This window comes from Streptomyces javensis (genome assembly GCF_039525925.1).
In the GTDB taxonomy this organism is placed as follows: Bacteria; Actinomycetota; Actinomycetes; order Streptomycetales; family Streptomycetaceae; genus Streptomyces; species Streptomyces asiaticus.
Genome location: NZ_BAAAIF010000034.1, coordinates 18,580 through 36,633, shown reverse-complemented (window position 1 = coordinate 36,633; position 18,054 = coordinate 18,580). Strand labels below are relative to the sequence as shown.

Here is an 18,054-nt window from a genome sequence, read left to right as displayed (position 1 = left end):
CGCTGCAAAAACTTCGTTTTGCGCACCGCGCGGCGTGGAAGTGTGGCCACTTCGAAGAATTCACATTGCCGCTGACCGTTCCGGTCCGGCCGTGCTGTCATCGGTTCGGCCGCGCGCCGTCAATCGCCCGCGGGCCCGCCACCCGCACCGCGACTTCAGGGAGTACTGGTGACGAACACCGGCACGCTGTCCCGCTATTGGATGTTCAGCGACGAGTACACACAGAATCCCTATCCCTTCCTCGCCCAACTGCGCGAGGAACAGCCGGTGTGCCGGGTGGAGACCCCGGACGGGGTACGGGCCTGGGTGGTGAGCCGCTACGACGACGTCCGCGACGCGCTCTCCGACCCCCGGCTCGGCCGGGACATCGGCAAGCTCTACGCGGCGCTCGGCAAGCAGCTCGGCCAGGAGATCAAGCCCGCCGACGAGATCAGCAACCATCTGGCCAACTCCGACCCGCCGCGCCACACCCCGCTGCGCAAGGCGCTCACCTTCGCCTTCACCCCCAAGCGGGTGCGAGGACTGCGCGACGGCTGGGAGAAGGTGGTCGACGATCTGCTCGATACGATGGTGCGGACGGACAACCGGGACCTGGTCTCCGGGCTCAACGAACCGCTTCCCATCATCACCATCGCGCAGCTGATGGGCGTGCCCGACGCCGACTGGCCGCGGTTCCTGGTGTGGACGAACACGCTGCGCCGGGTGGACGCCAGCGACCCGACGGGCATCATCGCCGAGCACACCCGGCAGCTGTCGGACTACCTCAAGGCGCTGATCGCCACCAAGCAGCGGACTCCGCAGGACGATCTGATCTCCGCGCTGGTGCACGCCGACGAGGACAAGCGGCTGACCGCCGCGGAGGCGCTGTCCACCGCCTTCGCCCTGATGACCGGCGGCAACGACACCACGACCAGCCTGCTCAACGGCTCCTTCGCGGCGCTGCTCACCCACACCGGCGAGGCCGACAGGATCCGGGCCGACTGGAGCCTGCTGCCGAACGCGGTCGAGGAGCTGCTGCGGTTCACCAGCCCGCTGATCAACTCCCTTCAGCGGGTCACGCTGGAGCCGGTCGAACTGTGCGGGGTGAAAATCCCCAAGGACGAGATCATCATCATTTCGCTGGCCGGGGCGAACCACGATCCGCACGCCTTCCCCGACGGTCCGGCGGAGCTGGACATCACCCGCCCCAAGCCCGCGCATGTGAGTTTCGGCCACGGAATCCACTACTGCCTGGGCTCCCATATGTCCAAGGCGCTGACCGAGCTGGCGATTCGACGGGTCTATGAACGCTTTCCCGGCATCCGGCTGGCCGTGCACCCCTCGGAGGTGCGTTATCGGCCCGGCCTGATGGTCCGCCCGATGATCGACCTGCCGGTGCGTTTCTGAACGGCGCACAGCAGCTACACCGCCCGGGACCCGCCGTCAGCGCGCCCCGGGCGCTTTTCTTTCGCTTTCCGGAGGAGCCATGGATTTCAGCCTGTTCTACTTCGCCAACAACGACACCGAGGAGCGCGACCGCTACCGGCTGCTGCTGGACGGCGCCCGGTTCGCCGACGACAACGGCTTCACCGCGGTGTGGACCCCCGAGCGCCACTTCCACCCGTTCGGCGGGCTCTACCCCAACCCCGCGGTGACGGGTGCCGCGGTGGCGGCGGTCACCAAACGGGTCGCGGTGCGCGCCGGAAGCGTCGTGGCGCCGCTGCACCACCCGATGCGGATCGCCGAGGAGTGGTCGGTCGTCGACAATCTCTCGGGCGGCCGGGCCGGGGTGGCGCTCGCCTCGGGCTGGCACGCCGCGGACTTCGCGCTCCGCCCGGAGAACTACGAGACCCGCAAGTCCGGGCTGATGGAGACGGTCGAGACGATCCGCCGGCTCTGGCGGCGGGAGAGCGTGCCCCTGACCGACGGGGCGGGCGAGACGGTGGAGTTGACCATGTTCCCGCCGCCCGTCCAGCCCGCGCTCCCGATGTGGCTGACCAGCGGCGGCACCCCGGCGACGTTCACGCTGGCCGGTGAGCACGGGATGGGGATGCTCACCCATCTGCTCGGCCAGGAGGTCGAGGTCCTCGCCCAGCGCATCGAGGAGTACCGCCGGGCGCACCGGGAGCACCAGCCCGCCTCGGCCGGGCCGGGGCATGTGGCCGTGATGGTGCACACCTTCGTGGGCACCGACCGCGACGCCGTGCGGGAGACCGTGCGCGAGCCGTTCTCCCGCTACCTGGCCAGCTCCTTCGACCTGCTGATCAAGGCGGCCGAGGCGGCGGGCGCCCAGGGCGCGGACATGTCCCGTGAGTTGAAGAGCATGGGCCCGGAGGACCGTCAGTTCCTGGTGGCCCAGGCTTTCGACCGGTACTTCGAGACCAGCGGGATGTTCGGCACCGTCGACGACTGCATGGCGATGCTCAAGCAGCTGAAGGACGCGGGGGTGGACGAGGTCGCCTGTCTGGTGGACTTCGGTGTGCCGACCGATGAGGTGATCGGCGGCTTCGAGCACCTGGCCCGCCTCCATGACACCTGGCGTGCGCATCTGGGCAGCTGACCCGGCGGCGCCGAAGCCGAAGCCCGGACGACCGCTCTCGGTCGTCCGGGCTTCGGGCTTCGGCTTCGGGCTTCGGCTTCGGCCCGGGTGTCCCGCGGCCGCGGCTCAGCGCGCGGCGGCCCGCTCGTAGGCCCGGTTGGCCAGCGGGATCACGACGATCAGCAGGGCCACCACCATGATCAGCGAGGCCGCCACCGGATGCCGCAGCGGGAACGCCGGATCGGCGCCGTTCCCCGTGGGGTTGCCCCACAGCTCCCGCATCCCGGTGGTCAGGGTGGTCACCGGGTTCCACTCGGCCACCGGACGCACCCAGCCCGGCAGGTTCTGGGCCGGGTAGAAGGTCGCCGACAGGAAGGTGAGCGGCATGGTGATCACCATGGCCACCGAGTTGACCGCCTGCGGATCGCGCAGCAGCAGCCCGATGAGCGCGCCGAGCCACGCCGTGGCGTAACCGAGCAGCAGCAGCAGACCGAAGCCCGCGAGGGCCTTGAGCGGCCCGCCGTGGATGCGCCAGCCGATGAGCAGGCCGACGGAGAGCATCGCGGTGCAGGAGATCGCGTTGAGCAGCACATCGGAGAGGGTCCGGCCGAGCAGCACCGAGCCCCTGCTCATCGGCAGCGAACGGAACCGGTCCACCAGGCCGTTGGAGAGGTCCTCGGCCACCCCCACACCGGTGTTGATGACGCCGGCCAGCATCATCTGGGTGAAGATGCCCGCCATGATGTACTCGTGGTAGTCGCCCTCCGGCACGCTCATCGAACTGCCGAAGAGATAGCCGAAGAGGAACACGAACATGATCGGCATCAGGGTGATGCTGAGGATCCGCTGCGGTGCCCGCTTCAGGTGCCGTATGTGGCGGCCCGCCAGGGCGAACGCATCGCTCAGGACATAGGTGCTCATCGGCTCGTCGCCTCCAGTTCGGCCTCGGTTCCGGCCTTTTCGGCCTCGGGTCCGGCTCCTTCGCCCTCGGGTCCGGCTCCGGTCAGCTCCAGGAACACGTCGTCCAGCGAGGGGCGCCGCACCAGGAAGTCGACCACCTCGACCGAGGCCCCCTGGAGCTCCGACGCCGCCGCGGAGACACCGGCGATACCGGTCTCCAGCGCGATCGACACCCGCATCCCGCTGTCGTCGACGACCGGCGGGGCGGAGCCCCGCGCGGAGATCCGGGCCAGCGCGACCCGGGCCGCCTCCACCATCTCGGTGGTCCGTACGGTGATCTCCAGCCGCTCGCCACCGACCTTCCGCTTCAGCTCGTCGGGCGTGCCCTCCGCCGCCACCAGCCCCTTGTCGATCAGCGCGATACGGTCGGCGAGCTGGTCGGCCTCCTCCAGGTACTGGGTGGTCAGCAACACGGTGACCCCCTCGGCGACCTGCTTGCGCACCATGTCCCACAGCGCGTTCCGGCTGACCGGGTCCAGACCCGTGGACGGTTCGTCCAGGAAGATCACCGGCGGGCTCCCGGTCAGGCTGGCGCCCAGGTCCAGCCTGCGGCGCATACCGCCCGAGTAGGTCTTGACGACCCGGTCGGCGGCATCGGTGAGGTCGAACATCTCCAGCACCTCATCCGCGCGGGCACGGGCCCGCTTGCGGCCCATGTGCAGCAGCGTTCCCATCAGCACCAGGTTCTCGCGGCCGGTCAACTCACCGTCCAGCGCGGCGTACTGACCCGTCAGCCCGATGCTGCGGCGCACCTCGTGCGCCTGGCTCAGCACGTCGTAGCCCGCCACCGTCGCGGTGCCCTCATCGGGCTTGATCAGCGTCGACAGCGTCCGCACCGTGGTCGTCTTGCCGGCGCCGTTGGGGCCCAGGAGCCCGTAGACGGTGCCCGCCTCGACGGACAGATCGATGCCGCCCAGCACCTCGTTGTCGCCGTAGGTCTTCCGCAGACCCGCCGCGGAGATTGCGATATCCATCAGACTCCTCATCATCGGCCGGTACGCCGGTCCGGTCCGCCTCGCTCAGCCGAGCCGGACCGGCAGTGACTCCAGCCCCCGGGTCAGGTTCACCTCGCGGCGCAACTCCTTCGGCGCCACGGCCAGTTCGATCCGCGGGAAGCGGTCGAGCAGCGCACCGACGGCGATCTCGGCCTGCGACCGGGCGAGGGGCGCGCCCATGCAGTGGTGGATGCCGTGGCCGAACGCCAGATGCCCGCCGGACTCCCGGCGGATGTCGAACCGCTCGGGGTCCTCGAAGCGTTCGGGGTCGTGATTGGCCGAGCCGAGCGAGACGAGGACGAACTCGTCGGCCGGGACGCGGACACCGGCGATCTCCACCGGTTCCGAGGTCACCGAGAGCGTGTTCAGGTGCAGCGAGTTGTCGTAGCGGCAGAACTCCTCGACCGCGCCCCGCAGCAGCGACCGGTCCGCGCGCAGGGCGGCGAGCTGCTCCGGGTGGCGCAGCAGGGCGAGCATCCCGTTGCCGATCAGATGCGCGGTGGTCTCGTATCCGGCCACCAGGAGCTGGAAGACCATCGACACCAGCTCGTTCTCGCTGAGCCGGTCCTCGTCGTCCCGCGCCTGGATCAGCCCGCTGATCAGGTCGTCGGCCGGGGCGGCCCGCTTGGCGGCGATCAGCCCGGTGAGGTACTCCGCCATCTGGTCGGCGATGCGGTGCATCTCCTGCGGCTGGACGGCCACGGTCAGCGCGTTGGACCACGCTCCGAAGGCGGCCTGGTCGGCCTCGGGGACGCCGATCATCTCGGAGATCACGGTGAGCGGCAGCGGGAAGGCGAACGCCTTCAGCAGATCCACCTCGCCCTGCCCCGCGATGTCGTCGAGCAGGGCGCCGACCGTGTGCTCGATCCGCGGCCGGAGCGCCTGGATCTGCCGTGCGGTGAACGCCTTGGCCACCAGCTTGCGCAGCCGGGTGTGGTGGGGCGGGTCCATGCCCAGCATGTGCTCCACCAGCATCCGCTGTCCGGGCGACTTCTCGGCGGGCTGCGCGACGGGGTCGATGCCCGCGTGCCTGGCGGCCAGCCGGGCACAGCGCTCGGGGTCCTTGTGCAGTTTCGGCTCGGTCAGCGCGGCACGCGCCGCCTCATGGCGGAGCACCAGCCACATCGGTGCACCGCCGAGCACGACCCGCGCCACCGGGGTCCGCTCGCGGAGCCGGGCGTACACCGGGTACGGGTCCCGGATGAAGTCCTCACCCAGCACCTCCGGCGCCCGGCTGGTCTCCTCGGCCATGTGTCCGGTCCTCTCGGTCGGCCCGTGCCGCATATCGCGGAAGCAGGGTGGGTGAACTTACGTCTCCGACCCGTTGATAGCAGGCTTTTCCGCGCTTCCCCGGCGCACTTCGAGGATTTCTATCGAGCTCCCACGGAGCGTGTTCGAAAGCCGTTCGTCCCCTCCCGCACGGTCATCCGGACGGAGGAGGGGGCGAAGGGGCGCTCCACCCGACGGCGTGTGGGTTTGCCTCCGTGGGAGGAGTCGCGTGCGGGATGCCGTATGCCATCCTCCTGGCAGCGATCCAGCAACGGACGCACGTTTCCCGGTGTTTCCTGGAGGGCCCCGTGTCCGGAATCCTTACCGCCGTTTCCCGTGGCTATCGAAAGCTGCACGGCACTCCCGCCGAAGGGGTGCCCCTCTGGGCCCGGCGTGCGGCCTTTCTGATCCCGTTGGTCGTGCTGCCCTCGGGGCTGTGGCGCATCGCCCAGGTCACCTTCGGTGTTCCGCTCACCAAGAACGTGGACATCGGCCGGGGACAGTTGCCGGGTTGGCTGCCGCTGGAGATCTACGTCGTCATCCTGTCCGTCATCGCCGAGGGGCTGGCCTTCCTCGCCGTGGGGCTGGTCTCCACCTGGGGCGAGGTGTGGCCGCGCTGGGTCCCCTTCCTCGCCGGGAAACGCGTACGGCCGCTCTCCGCGATCATTCCCGCCGCGCTCGGCGCGGTGGCCCTCACCGTCACCTGGACCATGACCCTGGTCCTCTCGCTGCAAGGGCGCGCCCTGGACGGCCGCGAGTTCGAGGGCGGCGGCTGGCGCGGATCGCTCATCCATGACGTCGGTGAACTCGGCTGGCGGGCCTGGGTGTTCGTCACCGCCTATCTGCCGCTGCTGGCCTGGGGGCCGCTGCTGGCCGCCGTCACCTACGCTTACGCGGTGCGCCGCAAAGCGTTCAAATGAAGAGAATCGAATAAGCCATTGCCAGGGTCCGCCGACCGTCTTCACGATCACCGCTGACCGCCCGAAAAGAGGCGATTGACGCGGTCGGCGGACCTTCTCGGCGCTACGCACTACACCGCCTTCCGCGAAAGTGCCGCACCCGTCTCTTTCCGTCTATAGAAGAATTCTTGGCGGCCCATGGCTCCGCTTCTCCATCCCGGTACCGTGCGATTCCACGAGTTGCACACACACATGTGTGGCGAGGCAATCGTCGGATGGGGAGCATCGTGACCGCGCATGACGTCGAGTACATCGAGATCTACACCAGCGATCAGCGGAAAACCACGGACTATTTCGTGTCCGGTATGGGTTTTCAGGAAGAGGCCCGGTGCCGGACCGGCGCGCTGGAATCGATCCTGCTCCGCCGACAGGAAATCCAGCTCGTCATCACCTCGGGACCGGGCACGGCCGACTTCCTGGCCGAACACGGTGACGGCATCGCCGACATCGCCTTCGCCTGCGAGGACCCCCTCGCGGCCCACGAGGGCGCCCTGGCCGCCGGCGCCCGCGATCTGACCTCCGGCAACCCGGCCGGCCCCGCCGTCTCCGGCTTCGGCGCCGTCCGCCACACCCTCCTCAAGCGCTCCGCGGACCGGCCGCACGGGCTGCCCCCGGGCCGGGACTGGGTCGCGTCGCCGAAGGGCGCCGCCCGGGCCGGCACCGCGACCGAACTGCGGCTGCTCGACCACATCGCGGTCTGTCTCGACGCCGGCACCCTGCACGACACGGTCCGGTACTACATCGAGGGATTCGGCTTCGAGCAGTACTCCAGCGAATACGTCGCCGTCGGCGAGCAGGCCATGGACTCCATCGTGGTGCGCAGCCCCTCGGCCGGGATCACCTTCACCATCATCGAGCCCGACAGCACCAAGAAGCCGGGCCAGATCGATGAATTCCTGGAGCGGAACGGCGGCCCGGGGGTGCAGCACCTGGCGTTCCTCGTGGACGAGATCATCCCGGCCGTCGTGGAGTTCGAGACCCGGGGAATCGAGTTCCTCCAGACCCCCGGCACCTACTACGACGCCCTCGCCGAGCGGATAGACAACCTCGACGAGACCATCACCGATCTGCGCAAGACCAATGTGCTCGCCGACCGCGACGAGTGGGGCTACCTGTTGCAGCTCTTCACCCGCTCGCCCTTCGAGCGGCGCACGCTGTTCTTCGAACTCATCCAGCGCCACGGGGCCCAGGGCTTCGGAAGCTCCAACATCCGCGCGCTGTACGAGGCCGTCGAGCGCGCCCGGGCGGCCAACTCGTGACCGGCCGCACGGCCCCCTCCGGCGCCTCCCGGCCGCCGCTGTCCCTCGATGAGTACGCCGAGCGGGCGCGCACCCGACTGGGCCCGGAGGTCTGGGACTTCATCGAGGGCGGGGCCGGGGAGGAGCGGACGCTCGCCGCCAACCGGGCGGCGTTCGACCGCACCCGGCTCAGCCCCCGGGTCCTGACCGGGGCGGGTGAGTGCGACCCGTCCACCACGATCCTGGGACGGCGGTGGGGGGCACCGGTGGCCGTGGCGCCCATGGCCTACCACACCCTGATGCACCCCGACGGCGAGACGGCCACCGCGCGGGCCGCGGGCGCGGCCGGCCTCCCGCTCGTGGTGAGCACCTTCGCCGGGCGCACCTTCGCGGAGATCGCCGCGGCCGCCACCTCGCCGCTGTGGCTCCAGGTCTACTGCTTCCGCGACCGCGACACGACCCGGCGGCTCATCGAACACGCGGAGGCCGCGGGGTTCGAGGCGCTGGTCCTGACCGTCGACACCCCGCGGCTCGGCCGCCGACTGCGCGACCTGCGCAACGACTTCCGGCTGCCGCCGCACATCGCGCCCGCCAACCTGCCCGCTGACGAGGCCGACTACTCGTCCCCGTCCGAGCACGGGCGCACCGGCCTCGACCCCTCGCTCGACTGGTCGGTCATCGCCTGGCTGCGCTCGGTCAGCCGACTGCCCGTACTGGTCAAGGGCGTCATGACCACCGAGGACGCCCGGCGCGCGATCGCCGCCGGTGTGGACGGCATCGTGGTCTCCAACCACGGCGGACGGCAGCTGGACGGGGCACCGGCCACCCTGGACGTGCTCGCCCCGATCGCCGCCGCCGTGGACGGCCGCTGCGCCCTGCTCCTGGACGGCGGCGTCCGCCGCGGCCGGGATGTCCTGGCCGCCCTCGCCCTGGGGGCGGACGCCGTGCTGCTCGGCCGCCCGGTGCTGCACGGACTGGCCGTGGCGGGCGGGACCGGCGCGGCGGGCGTCCTGGGCCTGGTCCTGGACGAGCTGTCGGAGGCCATGACGCTGACCGGCACCACCACCGTCGCCGACGCGGCCGCCGCGGTACTGGCCGGGCCGGAGGACACCACCGCGGTGCGCCACCGCCCGTCCGGCGGGGCGCCGCTCCACGACCGGCCGCACCCGCCGGGCACCGCCACGGCGACCCTGCACAAGGAGAATCTGCACCGCAGCGTGACGGACACCTCGCCACCGACCGCACCCCAAAACACCCCCACGGCCGGACTGCGTAAGCAGGATCTGCACCGCAGCGTGTCCGACCCGGTGCTGGACACCATGAACTTCCTGAACGAGATCACCGGCCGCTTCCCGGACGTGGTCTCCTTCGCCCCCGGAAGGCCGTACGAGGAGTTCTTCGACAAGGACGAGATCCTCGATCACATCCGCCGCTATCTCGACCACCTGGCCGCGGGCGGCGCCTCGGACGAGGCCATCCGCACCGCGCTGTACCAGTACGGCCCGACCGCCGGCCAGATCCGCGAGCTGATCGCCGACTCGCTCCGCGCCGACGAGGGTATCGACGCCCCGCCGGGCGCGATCGTGGTGACGGTGGGCGCCCAGGAGGGGATGCTGCTGGCCCTGCGCGCGCTCTTCGCGGGCCCCGGGAACGTCCTGCTGGTCGCCAGCCCCTGCTACGTGGGCATCACCGGAGCCGCCAGTCTGCTGGGGGTGCCCGTGCACCCCGTCGAGGAGCGGGCCGACGGTCTCGACGTGGCCGATGTGGAGGCCGCCGTCCTCGCCGAGCTGGCCCGGGGCCGCCGCCCGCGCGCCTTCTACGTGGTGCCGGACCATTCGAACCCGTCGGGCAACACCATGTCCCGGCGCGCCCGCGAGGAGTTGCTGGAGCTGGCGGCCCGGCACGATCTGCTCATCCTCGAGGACAGCCCGTACCGGCTGGTCAGCCCCGGCGTCCAGCTGCCCACCCTGAAGTCGATGGACCACACACGGCGGGTGATCCACCTCGGGTCGTACTCGAAGTCGGTCTTCCCCAGCGCCCGCGTCGGATTCGTCGTCGCGGACCAGCCCGTGCGGGATCCGTCGGGGGCCGAGACCCTGCTCGCCGACGAGCTCGCCAAGATCAAGAGCATGGTGACGGTGAACACCCCGGCGCTGAGCCAGGCGGCCGTCGCCGGTGCCCTGCTGGCCTGCGGCGGCCGGCTCACCGAGCGCAACGCGGTGCCGGCCAAGCACTACGGCGAGGCGCTCCGCGTCACCCTCGAGCAGCTGGACCGCCACTTCCCCGAGGACGTCCGCGACCGGCTCGGCATCGGCTGGAACCGGCCCAGCGGCGGCTTCTTCCTCACCGTCCGGGTGCCGTTCCCCGCCGACAACGCCGCGCTGCTGCGCTCGGCCGAGGAGCACGGCGTCATCTGGACGCCGATGGCCTACTTCTACCCGGGCCCCGGCGGCGAACGGTCGATCCGGCTCTCCTTCAGCTATCTGAGCCCCGCGGAGATCGAGGACGGCATCGCACGGCTCGCCGCCTTCCTGCACGCGGAGATCGAGCGCTCCGGCGCCACCGGACCCACATCGGGACGTGACACATGAGGACCGCCGTCGTCGTCGGAACCGGGCTGATCGGGACGTCCATCGCCCTCGCCCTGAGCCGCTGGGGCGTCCTGGTGTACCTGGACGACGCCGACACCACGGCCGCCAGGACCGCCGAGGCCCTGGGGGCGGGCTCGCTGGAGGTGCCGCCCGGGCCGGTGGACCTCGCCGTCCTCGCGGTGCCGCCCGCGAGCATCGGCGCCGTGCTCGCCCGCTGTCAGCGGGACGGGCTGGCACACACCTACACCGATGTGGCCAGCGTCAAGGTGCGGCCGCACGAGGAAGTCCGCGCGGCCGGTGGCGATCCGTCCCGCTACATCGGCGGACATCCGCTGGCCGGCTCCGAGCGCTCCGGTCCGCTCGCGGCCCGCGCCGACCTCTTCGAGGGGCGCCCCTGGGTGCTGACCCCCTCGCCCCTCACCGACCGCTCGGCGCTCAACCGGGGGCTGGAGCTGGTCTCGCTGTGCGGTGCCGTCCCCGTCCTGATGGACACCGACGCCCATGACCGCGCCGTCGCCCTGACCTCGCACGCACCCCATCTGGTCGCCTCGATGATGGCGGCCCGGCTGGAGCACGCCGAGGCCGAGCACATCCGGGTGTCGGGCCAGGGGCTGCGGGACGTCACCCGCATCGCGGCGGGCGAACCCGCCCTGTGGAGCGACATCCTGACCGCGAACGCCGACGCGGTGGCCGACGTCCTCGACGACTACGCCAAGGACCTGGAGCAACTGATCGCCGTCCTGCGGGCGCTGCCCGGCGCGGAGTCCGAGGGGCGCCGGCAGGCCGCCGCCGATCTCCAGGAGTTGCTGCGGCGCGGCAACCGGGGCCACGCCCGCGTACCGCACAAACAGCGTTCACGGCCCGCCGAGTACGTGGCGATCCCGGTGGCCGTTCCGGACCAGCCGGGAGCGCTGGCCCGGCTGTTCTCCACCGTCGGCGAGGCCGGGGTCAACATCGAGGACGTGCGCATCGAGCACTCCCTCGACCAGCCGCGCGGCCTGGTCGAACTGCTCGTGGAGTCGACCTCGGTCGCGGGCGTACGGCGGGTGCTGGACGCCAACGGCTGGACCATGCGGGAGAAGCCGCTGCTGGTCGGCGACGCCTGAGAAAACCGGACCGGCTCCGCCCAGGAGCCGGTCCGCGGGTGTGCGCAAGCGCCCTCGCTGAAGTCCGGTGCGGTTCGGCTGCGCCCCGAAGGGGCGCGGGGCTGTGTCGATGTGCGGCTCCGCCGCGCGGGCGCGACCACCACGACGCGGCCGCGGATGAACGATCGCACCTTGCGCCACGTCCCGCGGAGGGCTCAGCTGTGCCGGGAGCTAGAACGTGTCGTGGGTGTTCGGCCGGCGCAGCGCGGTGTAGAGGGCGCGCAGCATGAGGATCGCGCTGACCGCGAGCATCTGATAGCCGAGCAGCGGGAACAGCTCCACCTCCGCGGTGACCCGGGGCCCGCGCCCGGTGCCGAACACCACCAGGACCACCCCCATCAGCCCGGTGCAGGCCCCCAGCAGCGTGACCGTCATCTGGTGGATCAGCCCGGAGACGAAGCGCCGCTCCCGCTCGTCGGCGAGCACCCGCACCCGGACCGTGAACCGCCCCTCCTCCAGCGACGCGCCGATCCGCTCCGCCCTCCGGGGCAGCCGCCGCAGCATCGGCAGCGCGGACAGGAACTCATGGGTCGCGCTCCGCGCCAGGGACGAGAACCCGGACGCGAACCCGCCCTCCTCCTCGCTCCCGTTACCCGCGGCACGGAACCGCAGCCGGTCGGTGAGGAGGTCCACGGCGATCGCCCGGGCCTCGTCGATCATGTTGAAGTCGGGGGTGATCCGGCCCAGGGTGCCCTCGATGGTCGCCAGGGCCCGGAAGACGGCGGCCACCTCCGGCGGCACGGCGAGTCCGAACCGGGCGAGCAGCTGGAACAGCGCGGTGAACATCTCGGTGTCCGGCCGCGCCCCCGCCCCCAGGTGCTGGGCCATGAACTGCCCCAGCTCACGCTCCAGCAGCAGCGAGTTGAGCATCAGGTCCTCGCTCCTGGTGGCCCTCGTGCCGAGCAGGGCCATCAGCGCGTCATGCAGACCGGCCCGGTCGCCGCGGTCGACGGCCACCAGCATCTCCTGGAGGGCATGGCGTACGGACGGGTCGATACGGCCCACCGAGCCGAAGTCGAGCAGGCCGATCCGCCCGCCGTCGAGCAGCAGCACATTGCCCGGATGCGGATCGGCGTGGAACACCCCCGCCTTCAGGATCTGGTGGAGCATGGCGGCGAAGGCGGTCCTGGCGATCCGGTGGCGGTCCAGCCCCTTGCGGTCGGCGACGGCCGCCGCCCGGTCGAAGGTGACCCCCTCCAGCCACTCCTGGACCAGCACCCTGGCCGTGGTGAACTCCTCGTACACCCGGGGTACGCGCACCAGGGCGTCCGCCTCGTACCCGCCGCAGGACGCCGCCACCACCGCGGCGTTGTTGGCCTCGATCCGGAAGTCCAGCTCCTCCCGCACCGAGGTGGAGAAACCGTCGCCCAGGTCCCGCAGCCCCATGGCGTGGGAGGACCGGGACCGCTGCTGGAGGCCGCGGGTGACCGCGATGACGATGTCCAGGTCGCGCTCGACCATCTCGCGGATCCCCGGGCGCTGGACCTTCACCACGACCACCGGACCGCCGCTCAGCTTGGCGCGGTGGACCTGGGCGATCGAGGCGGCCGCGAGCGGGACCTGCTCGATCCACTCGAAGGCGTCCTCCACCGGCCTGCCCAGCTCCGCGCGCAGCAGCGCCGCCACGTCCCCCCACGGCGCGGGCGCCACATCGCTCTGTAGCCGGCTGAGTTCGTCGATGAAGTGCGGGGGCAGCAGATCGCGCCGGGTGGACAGCAGCTGGCCCAGTTTGATGAAGGCCCCGCCGCACTCCTCGAGCGCCAGCCGCAGCCCCCTGGCCATCCGCTCGCCGAACTCACCGGGCCGCAGGGCCCGTTCCAGGCTGTGCCGGCTGCGCAGCGGACGGCTCAGCCCGTGGCGCATGAAGATCCGGCTGATCTGCGAATAGCGGCGGGTGCGTCGCAGCCGGCTGCGCATCGCGCGCCACAGCCGCATGGGCAGCGCCCAGCTGCCGCGCGGCAGAAAGACCTCGGCCAGCACCAGGGTGGCCATCGCGGCGAGGACGGACACGCCCACCTGCACGCCGTACAGCACGCCCATGCTCTGCTGGTCGTGCATGGTCGGCTTGAAGACGAGCATCGCGCCAAGACCGACCAGACCGGCGCCGAGGGCGCGCAGCGGGCCCACCCGGATGCCGAGCAGCCGACCGGAGATGGCCGAGACGCCGAAGACGAAGACGCCCAGCGACGACACGGCGATCAGCACGATCAGCAGCCCGAAGGACAGATCGTCAATGCTGGTGGCAGCCAGCCAGGTCATGGCACGTTCCCCCGGGTGCGATGAACAGTGCGTCAACAGTAGTGCGGCTCGTCTCCCCCGGGCCGTGCCGCCCGAATGTCACGCAGCAACCTGCCAGACACACACCACGGGGCCCGACGTCAGGATGTCGGGCCCCGTGGCGGGGTGAGGGCGCGGCGGGCGTCAGCCCATCGCCTCGACCAGGCTCTTGGGCCGCATGTCGGTCCAGTTCTCGTTGATGTAGTCCAGGCACGCCTGGCGGTTGTCCTGGCCGTGGACGACGGTCCAGCCCGCGGGCACCTCCGCGAAGGCCGGCCACAGCGAGTGCTGCCGCTCGTCGTTGACCAGCACGTAGTAGCTGCCGTTCTCGTCCTCGAAGGGGTTGCTCATGGCGTGATCGCCTTTCTGACGGATCTATCGGGTCTGTCGGGTCTGTAGCGTCTATCGGGTCTATCGGGTCTATCGGGTCTATCGGGTCTTTGTGAGCGGGCCCGGTCAGCCGCAGCCACCGGCGTGGCCGGCGTCACCGGCCGGGACGAGCAGGGCGGGTTCGACCCCGCGGTCGTTCTCCCGCTGTTCCATGGCGGCGGTCCCGGCCTTGGCACGGACGCTCGCGACAAAGCCCGAGAGCCGGTCCAGGCCCCAGAACTTGTCGTGCCGGTGGATGAAGAACGGCACTCCGAACACTCCGTCGCGGTCCACCGCCCGCAGGGCCTCGATGCCCCGCCCGCGGATCTCCGGATCGTCGACCGCACCGGCCAGCGCGTCGGGATCGAGGCCGAGTTCATGGCCGATCGCGGCCATGGTGGCACGCTCGGAGATGTCGATGCCGTTCTCCCAGCGGGCCCGGTACACGGCGTCGATGAAGTCCCGCCCGCGGCCGGCGTCCTCGGCGACCAGATAGGCGAGATGGGAAACGTCCCAGTTGGGAGCGGTGTCGATCGGCCAGGCCACCGACAGACCACGCTCGATGGTCGCCCGCTTGATGTCCTGGAGGATGTAGAAGTGCTTCTCCTTCGACATCGCGACATAAGGGAGGTGGATCCCGGCGTCGGCAAGCATGCGCTCGCTCACCTCGTCCGGCTCCCAGTACGGGCGCCATTCGATCGCGTCCGCCACATCGGGCGCGTTCTCGGTGAGTTCACGGTAGGCGAGCCAGGAATAGGGGCTGCGGAGTGAGAAATACCAGCGCGGTGGCTTGACGGCCAACGAAACCTCCTGGGTTCGGGGCGAAGCTAGATGGTGATGCCGCCGTCGATCTGGACGACGGAGCCCGTGACGTAGGCCGCACGGTCCGAGACGAGGTACGAGACGAGATCGGCGACCTCATCGGCCCGCCCCAGCCGCCCGAGCGGCACCGACTCCAGCGCCTTGTCCTTCACCTGGCCGGTGAGCACGGAGGTCATATCGGTGTCGATGAACCCCGGGGCGACGACATTGGCGCGGATTCCGTACCGCCCGACCTCCTTGGCCAGGGCCCGGGAGAACCCGATGATCCCGGCCTTGGAGGCCGAGTAGTTGGACTGGGTGGCGTTGCCGTACACACCGGCGACCGAGGAGATGTTGACGATCACCCCGCTCTTCCGCTTCATCATCCCGAACACCACGGAGCGGCAGACGTGGTAGACCCCGTCGAGGTTGACGTCCAGCACGTCATGCCATTCGTCGTCCTTCATCAGCAGCAGGGGATTGTCCCGGGTGATACCGGCGGCGGTCACGGCCACGTCGATCGGACCCAGCGTCTGTTCGGTCTCCGCGACCAGCGCGCGCACCGCCTCGGCGTCGCGGACGTCGACCTTGCGGCTGAGCACCCGGACCCCGGTCTCGGTGACCTCCTTCTCCAGCTCCAGGGCGGCCGCCTCGTTCGACTGGTAGCAGAAGGCGACACCGAAGCCGTCCCGCGCCAGACGCACCACCGTCGCCCGGCCGATTCCCCGTGAACCGCCGGTGACCAGCGCCACCCGGGATGCGTTCTCTGCCATTGGTTCTCCAAAGCGATTCGGCCGGCCGCACGGGACCGGATGTCTGTTGCCAGGGGTCAGGCGAGGGCGGGGGCGGGGGCCGGGTCCCCGGGCCGCAGCTCCCCGGCCGGGCGGAAGGCCAGCACCGCGAGGCCGACCGTCAGAGCGGGCTCACCGGCCACCGTGGAACCGCCCTCGATGATCACGGTGTCGTCCACCACCCGGGTGATGGACGCCCGGTGTTCCAGTACGTCCCCGGGCAGCACCGGCCGGTGGTACTCGACCCCGGACACGCTTCCGAAGAGCATGACCTGGCCCTCGAGCACATCGGGATCCGGCGACTCCCAGGTGGCCAGCAGCCCGGCCGACTGGCACCAAGACTCCAGCAGGAGCACCCGCGGATAGGCGTAGTCCTCCGGCGCCGCGTCCGGGCCGAGCCCCTGGTACCAGGGCTCGTTGCAGGTCACGGCCTTCACCGCGGTCACCCGCTGCCCCGGGACCACTTCGGTCACCCGGTCCAGCAGCAGCATCGGGAACCGGTGCGGCAGCACCTTTCTGATCTCGGACTGACCGATCATCACGCCTCCTCGGCCGCGAACCGCAGTCTGACCTGGGCGGCGGCACCGCGCTCGGTGGCCACCTTGGCGGCACACCGCCACGACCCGGACCCGCCGGTCCACACCAGGTCCACCTCCAGCCGGTCGCCGGGGAAGACCGGCCTGAGGAACCGCGTGCTCTCCACCGCCACCAGCTCCAGACCGGCCGCGCCCGGCGGAGGGGTCCGCAGGCCGCTGAGGTGCACGCACTCGATCACGCAGACCCCGGGGAAGATCGGGAAGCCCGGGTAGTGCCCGGGGAAGACCGCCTCGTCCTCGCCCACCGTGACGGCCGTCACCGCACGCACCTTGCCCCGGTTGTCGGCGGCGGCCGGACGGACGACCTCCACCCGCGCGGCGATCGGACTGCTCGGCCGGGTGCCGGACACCCCGGCGGACCCGGTCATCGCCCCGGCCATCGCCCCGGTCATCGCGGACCGGCCAGACGCAGCAGGGCGCAGCCGACCGCGCCGTCACGGTCGACGGAGGTCACCAGCGCCACCCGGCCGGCGGCCTCGGGGGTGGTTTCGGCGTGCACCAGCACCCCGGCGATCTGGAACGCCGCCGCCGCGGCCCCGGTGTCCCCGATGAGCGCGGCCTGGGTGAGGTGGACGGGGTCCGCACCCTCGGCGGCCTCCGCCACGGCGGCCCGCTCCTGCTCCCCGGACGGGCCGGGCGCCTCACTGGTGGAGACCGCCCAGATCTCCTCCGGGCGCACCTCCGCGCGGTTCAGGGCCCGGCGCAGACAGGCCGCCAGCGCGGGGCGGACCCCGCCGTCCAGCGCGATGCCCATCTCCACCGCGAGGATCTCCGCCAGCACCGGCTGCTCGGCGTCGTCCCGCGCGCCGGGGCCGCGCTGCTCCACCAGCAGCAGTCCGCAGCCCTCACCGGGCAGTTGCGCGGGGCCTTCGGTGCCCGGCCGGTGGGCGTGCCGCTCCAGCCAGGAGCGGGCGTGCGAGAACTCCTCGACCGCACCGCACAGCACGGTCCTGGCCCGGCCGAAGGTGAGCAGCCGGCGGGCGTAGTTGAGGGCGTAGAGACCCGCCGCGTGGCCACCGGCGATCGTGGTGTTCGGCCCCTTGAGCTGGTGCCAGATCGCGCTCTGCCCCGCGGCGCAGTTCATGACCGCGTTGGGGAAGCGCGCCGGGTCCACCAGATACGGCTTCTCCATGGTGAGCGAGTCCCGGGTGAAGTCCATCTGGCTCTGCACACTGCCGGTGGTGGTGCCCAGGACGAGGGCGGCGTCCTCGCCGGTGGCCACCCACCGGTTGCGCGGCGCGTCGTCGAGCAGCCGGGCGACCGTGGTGACCGCGAGGCCGGTCACCCGGTCCATCGAGCGGACCCCCTTCTTCCCGAGCACCGTGCGCAGGTCGAAGTCGGGCACCAGACAGGCGCGGTCCCCGGCCGCCTGCCACTGCTCGTCGTCGAGCCCGGCCGCCGCGGGCCGGCGTTCCCTGATCCCCTCGGTGAAGGCCGCGCGGCCGATCCCGAAGGGCGATACCGCCGACCAGGCCGTGATGACCGGTCGATTCACAAGAGCTGTGCCGCCACTCATGTCTGCTCCGTCGCTCCGTCGCCGTCGTC

16 protein-coding genes are annotated in these 18,054 nt (G+C 71.1%); 6 read left to right on the top strand and 10 right to left on the bottom strand.

What is annotated here, in order from left to right; translation table 11 throughout:
* Positions 1-168: 168 nt before the first annotated feature.
* Both ABD329_RS27035 and ABD329_RS27030 read left to right on the top strand, forming a co-directional pair.
* Entirely contained in the window at positions 169-1,386 is a 1,218-nt protein-coding gene (locus ABD329_RS27035; RefSeq protein WP_344317040.1) for a cytochrome P450 family protein, read from the top strand.
* A 79-nt stretch (positions 1,387-1,465) separates the two neighbouring features.
* Positions 1,466-2,539 (top strand): MupA/Atu3671 family FMN-dependent luciferase-like monooxygenase, encoded by a 1,074-nt coding sequence (locus ABD329_RS27030; protein ID WP_344317039.1) that lies wholly within the window; start codon positions 1,466-1,468, stop codon positions 2,537-2,539.
* 105 nt (positions 2,540-2,644) lie between these two features.
* Here the strand turns inward: ABD329_RS27030 and ABD329_RS27025 are convergent, their stop codons facing one another.
* From ABD329_RS27025 to ABD329_RS27015, 3 genes are read right to left on the bottom strand one after another with little or no spacing between them, the layout of a single operon-like run.
* A complete protein-coding gene (locus ABD329_RS27025) occupies positions 2,645-3,439 on the bottom strand; it encodes an ABC transporter permease (protein ID WP_344317038.1) in 795 nt (264 codons plus the stop codon).
* The gene (locus ABD329_RS27020; RefSeq protein WP_344317037.1) at positions 3,436-4,452 is read right to left on the bottom strand and encodes an ATP-binding cassette domain-containing protein; all 1,017 of its coding nucleotides are present in this window, start codon (positions 4,450-4,452) and stop codon (positions 3,436-3,438) included. The genes ABD329_RS27025 and ABD329_RS27020 overlap by 4 nt, the downstream gene beginning before the upstream one ends.
* A 45-nt stretch (positions 4,453-4,497) precedes the next feature.
* On the bottom strand, positions 4,498-5,724 hold the full coding sequence (locus ABD329_RS27015) for a cytochrome P450 family protein (protein ID WP_344317036.1): 1,227 nt from the start codon (positions 5,722-5,724) through the stop codon (positions 4,498-4,500).
* Positions 5,725-6,050: 326 nt separating this feature from the next.
* Between ABD329_RS27015 and ABD329_RS27010 the strand changes: the two genes are divergently transcribed.
* From ABD329_RS27010 to ABD329_RS26995, 4 genes are all read left to right on the top strand, one after another.
* Positions 6,051-6,662 (top strand): hypothetical protein, encoded by a 612-nt coding sequence (locus ABD329_RS27010; protein ID WP_344317035.1) that lies wholly within the window; start codon positions 6,051-6,053, stop codon positions 6,660-6,662.
* A gap of 266 nt (positions 6,663-6,928) precedes the next feature.
* Entirely contained in the window at positions 6,929-7,960 is a 1,032-nt protein-coding gene (gene hppD, locus ABD329_RS27005) for a 4-hydroxyphenylpyruvate dioxygenase (RefSeq protein ID WP_344317034.1), read from the top strand.
* On the top strand, positions 7,957-10,530 hold the full coding sequence (locus ABD329_RS27000; protein ID WP_344317033.1) for an aminotransferase class I/II-fold pyridoxal phosphate-dependent enzyme: 2,574 nt from the start codon (positions 7,957-7,959) through the stop codon (positions 10,528-10,530). The genes hppD and ABD329_RS27000 overlap by 4 nt, the downstream gene beginning before the upstream one ends.
* Positions 10,527-11,636: a prephenate dehydrogenase gene (locus tag ABD329_RS26995; RefSeq protein WP_344317032.1), complete on the top strand. Its 1,110-nt coding sequence runs from the start codon at positions 10,527-10,529 to the stop codon at positions 11,634-11,636. Before ABD329_RS27000 ends, ABD329_RS26995 begins: the two co-directional genes overlap by 4 nt.
* A 210-nt stretch (positions 11,637-11,846) precedes the next feature.
* Here ABD329_RS26995 and ABD329_RS26990 read toward each other — a convergent pair whose 3' ends face one another.
* The 7 genes from ABD329_RS26990 to ABD329_RS26960 form a co-directional block, all read right to left on the bottom strand.
* The gene (locus ABD329_RS26990) at positions 11,847-13,934 is read right to left on the bottom strand and encodes an ABC1 kinase family protein (protein WP_344317031.1); all 2,088 of its coding nucleotides are present in this window, start codon (positions 13,932-13,934) and stop codon (positions 11,847-11,849) included.
* A 162-nt stretch (positions 13,935-14,096) separates the two neighbouring features.
* Complete coding sequence (locus tag ABD329_RS26985) at positions 14,097-14,303, bottom strand: MbtH family protein (protein ID WP_344317029.1); 207 nt, start codon at positions 14,301-14,303, stop codon at positions 14,097-14,099.
* 105 nt (positions 14,304-14,408) lie between these two features.
* Positions 14,409-15,122: a 2-hydroxychromene-2-carboxylate isomerase gene (locus ABD329_RS26980; RefSeq protein WP_344317028.1), complete on the bottom strand. Its 714-nt coding sequence runs from the start codon at positions 15,120-15,122 to the stop codon at positions 14,409-14,411.
* 26 nt (positions 15,123-15,148) lie between these two features.
* On the bottom strand, positions 15,149-15,895 hold the full coding sequence (gene fabG / locus ABD329_RS26975) for a 3-oxoacyl-[acyl-carrier-protein] reductase (RefSeq protein WP_344317027.1): 747 nt from the start codon (positions 15,893-15,895) through the stop codon (positions 15,149-15,151).
* Between the two features lie 56 nt (positions 15,896-15,951).
* Positions 15,952-16,452 (bottom strand): 3-hydroxyacyl-ACP dehydratase FabZ family protein, encoded by a 501-nt coding sequence (locus ABD329_RS26970; protein WP_344317026.1) that lies wholly within the window; start codon positions 16,450-16,452, stop codon positions 15,952-15,954.
* On the bottom strand, positions 16,452-16,901 hold the full coding sequence (locus ABD329_RS26965; RefSeq protein WP_344317025.1) for a 3-hydroxyacyl-ACP dehydratase FabZ family protein: 450 nt from the start codon (positions 16,899-16,901) through the stop codon (positions 16,452-16,454). Before ABD329_RS26965 ends, ABD329_RS26970 begins: the two co-directional genes overlap by 1 nt.
* On the bottom strand, positions 16,898-18,025 hold the full coding sequence (locus tag ABD329_RS26960; RefSeq protein WP_344317024.1) for a beta-ketoacyl synthase N-terminal-like domain-containing protein: 1,128 nt from the start codon (positions 18,023-18,025) through the stop codon (positions 16,898-16,900). Before ABD329_RS26960 ends, ABD329_RS26965 begins: the two co-directional genes overlap by 4 nt.
* Between the last annotated feature and the right edge of the window lie 29 nt (positions 18,026-18,054).